3 protein-coding genes are annotated in these 5,411 nt (G+C 71.8%); all 3 read left to right on the forward strand.

Going from position 1 to position 5,411, the window contains the following annotated elements:
* The first annotated feature begins 333 nt into the window (after positions 1 to 333).
* The 3 genes from ACFWU3_RS08455 (at position 334) to ACFWU3_RS08465 (ending at position 5,298) form a co-directional block, all read left to right on the forward strand.
* Complete coding sequence (locus ACFWU3_RS08455) at positions 334 to 2,073, forward strand: amidohydrolase family protein (protein WP_384433089.1); 1,740 nt, start codon at positions 334 to 336, stop codon at positions 2,071 to 2,073.
* Complete coding sequence (locus tag ACFWU3_RS08460; RefSeq protein ID WP_384433091.1) at positions 2,070 to 3,521, forward strand: aldehyde dehydrogenase family protein; 1,452 nt, start codon at positions 2,070 to 2,072, stop codon at positions 3,519 to 3,521. Before ACFWU3_RS08455 ends, ACFWU3_RS08460 begins: the two co-directional genes overlap by 4 nt.
* A 217-nt stretch (positions 3,522 to 3,738) precedes the next feature.
* Positions 3,739 to 5,298, forward strand: coding sequence for an APC family permease (locus tag ACFWU3_RS08465; RefSeq protein ID WP_384433094.1), 1,560 nt, complete (start codon positions 3,739 to 3,741; stop codon positions 5,296 to 5,298).
* Positions 5,299 to 5,411: the final 113 nt, after the last annotated feature.

The following is a 5,411-nucleotide window of genomic DNA, read 5'->3' on the forward strand; positions in this document are numbered from 1 at the left end:
GGATCAGGGCCCGGCCCGGGTGGTGCGGCAGCGGCCTGCCGCACCGGCCGGGCCGAGGCCCGCGCCCCGACCGCCCTGCCCCGGCGACCGGACTCCCGGGGGCCCGGTCCATGGGCGCTCCGGTGCCCGAGCCCCCTGATGCCCGTCGCCACGACCGGCCGGCCTCCGAGCGCGTGGGCCTCCGGGCGCCGGCGCTCTCCTCGACCTCCCCGCCCGTACGCACGGTGCCTCCGCCGGCCCGCACCACGGTGACGCCCCGGCTGACACCGCGGTGACGCCCCGGCTCACCAAGCCGCCCCGGCTCACGCCCACGGCTCACAGAGAGGAACTCCCATGCTCGACCACCTCATCCGATCGGCGACCGTCGTGGACGGGACCGGCGCTCCCGCGTTCGTCGCCGACGTCGGCGTACGGGACGGCCTCATCGCGGTCATCGCCGCGCCCGGCACCGTCGAGGAGGAGGCGAGGACGAGTGAGGACGCCACCGGACTGATCCTCACCCCCGGGTTCGTCGACCCGCACACGCACTACGACGCCCAGCTGTTCTGGGACCCGTACGCCACCCCCTCCATGAACCACGGCGTCACCACCGTCGCCGGGGGCAACTGCGGCTTCACCCTCGCACCGCTGAACCCCGAACGCCCCGAGGACGCCGACTACACCCGCCGGATGATGTCCAAGGTCGAAGGCATGTCGCTGATCGCCCTGGAGGAGGGCGCGCCCTGGAACTGGCACACCTTCGGCGAGTACCTGGACGCCCTGGAGGGCCGGACGGCCGTCAACGCCGGTTTCATGGTGGGCCACTGCGCCCTGCGCCGCCATGTGATGGGCCCCGACGCGGTCGGCGGCACGCCCACCCCCGAGCAACTGGAGCAGATGCTCGCCCTCTTCCACGAGGCGATGGACGCCGGCGCCTGGGGCCTGTCCACCACCCAGTCCTCCACGCACTCCGACGGCGACGGCAAGCCCGTCGCCTCCCGGCACGCCGGGCCCGCCGAACTCCTCGCGCTCTCCCGCGCCGTCGCCGACCACGAGGGCACCCAACTGGAGGCGATCGTCGCCGGCTGCCTCGATCAGTTCAGCGACGAGGAGATCGACCTCTTCGTGCGGATGTCCGCCGCCGCCGGACGCCCGTTGAACTGGAACGTGCTCACCATCGACGCGTCCGTGCCCGAACGCGTACCGCGCCAGCTGATGGCGAGCGAGCGGGCCCGCCGGGAAGGCGGCCGCATCGTCGCGCTGACCATGCCGATCCTCACCCCCATGAACATGTCGCTCGGTACGTTCTGCGCGCTGAATCTCATCCCCGGCTGGGGCGAGATCCTGGGCCTCCCGGTCCCGGAGCGGATCGAGAAGCTCCGCGACCCGGCCGTACGCGAGGAGATGCTGCGCCGCGCCGACTCCAAGGAGGCCGGTGTCTTCCGCCGGCTCGCCAACTTCGGCCGCTATGTCATCGGCGACACCTATGCCAAGGAGAACGACGGCCTCAGCGGCCGCGTGGTCGACGACATCGCCGCCGAACGCGGCCAGGACCCCTTCACCTGCCTGGTCGAGATCTGCGCCAACGACGAACTGCGCACGGTCCTGTGGCCGATGCCCACCGACAACGACCCCGCGTCCTGGGAGCTGCGCCGGCGGACCTGGGCGCACCAGGACGTCATGCTCGGCGGCTCCGACGCGGGCGCGCACCTGGACCGGATGTGCGGCGCGCCCTACACCACCCGCTTCCTCGGCGACTGTCTGCGCGGCCGCAAACTGCTGCCGCTGGAGGAGGCCGTGAAGATGCTGACCGACGACCCGGCGCAGCTCTTCGGCCTGCGGGAGAGGGGCCGCATCCACGAGGGCTGGCACGCGGACCTGGTGCTGTTCGACCCCGACCGGATCGAGGCCGGCCCGGCGACCCTGGTGCACGACCTGCCCGGCGACAGCCCGCGCCTGGACGCCCGGGCGATCGGCATCGTCTCCGTGCGCGTGAACGGCGTCGAGACCATCCGGGACGACCGGGTCACCGGCGCGGTCCCGGGCACGATCCTGCGTTCGGGCCGCGACACGAGGACCGTGAGCACCCGGTGAACCAGCGGCTGTTCATCGGCGGCGAGTGGGTCGAGCCCGACGACGGGTACTACGAGGTCGTCGACCCGGCGACCGAGGAGACCGTCGGCCTCGCTCCCGAGGCGAGCCGTGAGCAGGTGTACGCCGCGGCCGCGGCGGCCCGTGAGGCCTTCGCCGGCTGGTCGCGGACGAAGCCGGAGGAACGCGCCCGCATCCTGGACGCGGCCGCCGACGTCATCCAGCGCGAGGCGGAGCCGTACGCCGAACTCGCCCGCGCCGAGAGCGGGGCGACCACGGCCACCGCACGCGGGATGCAGGTCGCGGTCGGTGCGGCGCGCTTCCGGCGCTATGCGCGCGGTGCCCTGGAACCCGTCGAGCAGGCGCTGCCCCCACAGATCAACGCGGCGGGCCCGATGGGGCGCGCGGGGGTGTTCGGCGCGCTCGCGGTGCGCCGCCCGGTCGGCGTGGTCACCTGCATCACCTCGTACAACAATCCCTGGGCCAATCCGGCGGGCAAGGTCGCGCCCGCGCTCGCCATGGGGAACACGGTCGTCGTGAAGCCCGCCCCGCAGGACCCGCTGTCCGTGTACCGGATGGCCGAGGCGCTGGCAGAGGCGGGCGTACCGCCGGGCGTGGTCAATGTGGTGACCGGGTCCGCGCCCGCGGCCGGCGAGGCCGCGGTCGACTGCGGGGACGTCGACATGGTCAGTTTCACCGGTTCGACGGAGGTCGGGCAGCGCATCGCCGAGGTCTGCGGCCGCGGGATGAAGCGCCAGCTGATGGAGCTCGGCGGCAAGGGCGCGGCCCTCGTCTTCGACGACGCCGACCTCGACTCGGCGGTCCAGGGGATCGGGACGACGTTCTCCTTCTACAGCGGCCAGATCTGCACGGCCCCGACCCGGGTGATCGCGCAGCGCGGGATCCACGACCGGCTGGTCGAGAAGCTCGCGGCCTACGCCGGGCACCTCAGGACCGGCGATCCGGCCGAGCGGGGAACGGTGGTCGGCCCGGTGATCTCCGCCGCGCACCGCGACCGGGTGGAGTCCTACGTCGAACTGGGCCGCAAGGAAGGCGCGCGGCTGGTCGCGGGCGGCGAGCGTCCGGAGTTCGAGAAGGGCTTCTACGTCGCCCCCACTCTCTTCGCGGACTGCACGTCCGGGATGCGCATTGTGCGGGAGGAGATCTTCGGCCCGGTGGTGGTCGTCGTCCCCTTCGACACGGAGGAGGAGGGCATAGCGCTCGCCAACGACAGCGACTACGGCCTGATCGACTACGTGTGGTCGGGCGACGTGGCGCGGGCCTTCCGGATCGCGGCCGAGCTGCGGGCGGGCGGGGTGGGGGTGAACACCATCGGCCGGAACATGGAGGCGCCGTTCGGCGGATTCAAGCGCAGCGGGGTCGGCCGGGACGTGGGCTCCTACGCCCTGCATGCGTACAGCGAGGTGCAGGCGGTCGTCTGGCCGGGCTGAAAACAGCGCGGGAAAATTTGGAAACCGGTCAAAACGGACACTGCTGCGGTTCTCGCATTCCGGAAGGATGCCCTCGCGGCCTGCGGGAGTCGGGGTGTCGATTCGAGATGACCTGAAAATCGGTGGCTGATCTTGGTTCTGGACCATGGAATACAAGAGGTGGCGTCCGGATCTCGCACCTCCGGATATGGAAACCGCAGCCTTTAACGTCCTGTTCATGACTCAGCTGGATGCGCGGCCCCAGGCCGGAGACACGGTACGGGGCGCCTCCGACGGGGGCGTACGGACCAAGGGACTCGGCGGCAACTCCGTCGGACTGATGGGCAGCGCCGTCATCGGCGTCTCGACCGTCGCCCCCGTCTACTGTCTGACCTCCACCCTCGGCTCCACGGCCGGCGAGGTCGGGCTGCAGATGCCCGCGGTGTTCCTGGCGGGCTTCCTGCCGATGCTGCTGGTCGCCTTCGCCTACCGCGAGCTGAACCGGGTGATGCCCGACTGCGGCACGTCCTTCACCTGGACCGTGAAGGCCTTCGGGCCGCGCCTCGGCTGGATGTGCGGCTGGGGCCTGGTGATCGCGACGATCATCGTGCTCTCCAACCTGGCGGGCGTGGCCACCTCGTACTTCTGGCTCCTCGCGGGCGAGATCACCGGCAGCGGGTCGGTGGCGGCGCTCGACGACAGCAAGCCGGTGCACATCCTCACCTGCCTCGTCCTCATCGCGGTCGCCACGGCGATCAGCTACCGCGGCATGACAGCGACCAAGGGCGTGCAGTACGCGCTGGTGGGCCTGCAACTGCTCGTGCTGGCCGTCTTCGTCGCGATGGCCTTCCAGAAGGCGGGCAGTGGCGAGTTCTCGACCGGCCTGGACTTCTCCTTCTCCTGGCTGAACCCGTTCGCCGTGCAGTCCTTCGCCGCCTTCACCGCCGGACTGTCCCTCTCGATCTTCATGTACTGGGGCTGGGACGCCTGCCTGACCGCCAACGAGGAGACGACCGGCAGCGACCGGACCCCGGGCCGAGCCGCCCTCATCGCGATGGTCGTCCTGGTCGGCTCCTACCTCGCCACCGGCATCGCCGCCCAGATGGCCGTCGGCTCGGGCGACAAGGGCCTCGGCCTCGCCAACCCCGAGACCTCCGACAACGTCTTCGCCGCACTCGCCGGCCCGGTCATGGGCCCCGGTCTCGGCATCCTGCTCTTCCTCGCGGTCCTCGCGTCGGCGGCGGCCAGCCTCCAGACGACGTTCATCCCCGTCGCCCGCACGGTGCTCGCGATGTCCGCGTACGAGGCCCTGCCGCCGTCGTACGCCCGCGTCCACCCGCGCTTCAAGACCCCGGGCCGCGCGACCGTGGTGGCCGGTGTCGCCACCGGCGTCTTCTACACGGTGATGACCCTGGTCAGTGAGCACGTCCTGGTCGACACCATCTACGCCCTCGGCCTCATGATCTGCTTCTACTACGCCCTCACGGCCTTCGCGTGCGCCTGGTACTTCCGTCGCGAACTCCTGAACTCCGGACGCGACTTCGTCTTCAAGGGCCTCTTCCCGCTGTTGGGCGGCGTCCTGCTGGCCGCGGTGTTCGGCAAGACGCTGTACGACATGTGGGACCCGGCGTACGGCAGCGGCTCCGCGGTCTTCGGCGTCGGCTCGGTCTTCGTGATCGGCGTCGGGCTGCTGCTGCTCGGCGTGGTGCTGATGCTGGTGATGCAGCGCCGCAGCCCGGCGTTCTTCCGCGGCGAGGTGCTGACGAAGGACACCCCGTCGCTGGTGACGGCGGACTGACCGGACGGGGGGGGGGGGGGCCCGGGGGGGGCGCGGACCCCGGCGCGGGAAGGGGGGCCCCGCCCGCCCGCCCGGGGCGGGGGGGTGGCCGCCCCCCCCGCGGGGGGATAGTG

Origin of the sequence: Streptomyces sp. NPDC058685 (assembly GCF_042714725.1) — a bacterium.
GTDB lineage: Bacteria > Actinomycetota > Actinomycetes > Streptomycetales > Streptomycetaceae > Streptomyces.

Bases quoted from the DNA above. Each gene is read 5' to 3' on its own strand.
- ACFWU3_RS08455 (WP_384433089.1), top strand. From the start codon at position 334: ATGCTCGACCACCTCATCCGATCGGCGACCGTCGTGGACGGGACCGGC.
- ACFWU3_RS08465 (WP_384433094.1), top strand. From the start codon at position 3,739: ATGACTCAGCTGGATGCGCGGCCCCAGGCCGGAGACACGGTACGGGGC.